Genomic DNA, 795 nt, shown 5'->3' with positions numbered 1-795 from the left:
CCGGCGGGTGCCGCCCCGGAGCGCTCCGAGTCGGCGCCCGACGAGCGGACCGAGTCGATCCCGGTGAAGGGCGTGCGCAAGGCCAGCGCCAATGCGATGGTGCAGAGCGCGTACACCGCCCCGCACGTGACGGTGTGGAAGGAGGTGGACGCCTCCCGCACGATGGAGCTCGTCAAGCGCCTCAAGGCGTCGCCGGACTTCGCCGACGTCAAGGTCTCGCCGCTGCTGATCATGGCGCGCGCCGTGATCTGGGCGGTGCGTCGCACGCCCATGGTCAATGCCGCCTGGGTCCAGGGCGAGAACGGTGCGGACATCCTGGTCCGCCACTACGTGAACCTGGGCATCGCCGCCGCCACTCCGCGGGGACTGATCGTCCCGAACATCAAGGACGCCCAGAACCTCGGCATGCGCGACCTGGCCCGTGCGCTGAACCGTCTCACCCTCACGGCCCGCGAGGGCAAGTCGACCCCCGCCGACCAGCAGGGCGGGACGATCACGATCACGAACATCGGGGTCTTCGGGATGGACGCCGGCACCCCGATCATCAACCCGGGCGAGTCCGGGATCGTCGCGATGGGGACGATCAGCCAGAAGCCGTGGGTGGTGGACGGCGAGGTGCGCCCGCGCTGGGTGACGACGGTGGCCGGCTCGTTCGACCACCGCGTGATCGACGGCGACGAGATGAGCCGCTTCATCGCCGACGTCGCCGCGGTGCTGGAGGAGCCCGCCCTCCTCGTCGACTGACCCCCGCCCCGTCCGCGCGGCGTCCCCGCCCGCCCGCGCGCGCCGGCGCCG

Annotated in this window: 1 protein-coding gene; it reads left to right on the top strand. The window is 72.1% G+C overall.

What is annotated here, in order from left to right:
* Positions 1 to 744: dihydrolipoamide acetyltransferase family protein (locus tag MR1_RS16695; protein WP_169797708.1), on the top strand; the 744-nt coding region annotated here is incomplete at its 5' end.
* Between the last annotated feature and the right edge of the window lie 51 nt (positions 745 to 795).

It is taken from the genome of Microbacterium resistens NBRC 103078 (genome assembly GCF_001552355.1).
Taxonomy (GTDB): domain Bacteria; phylum Actinomycetota; class Actinomycetes; order Actinomycetales; family Microbacteriaceae; genus Microbacterium; species Microbacterium resistens.
This window is presented reverse-complemented; position numbering and strand designations above follow the sequence as displayed.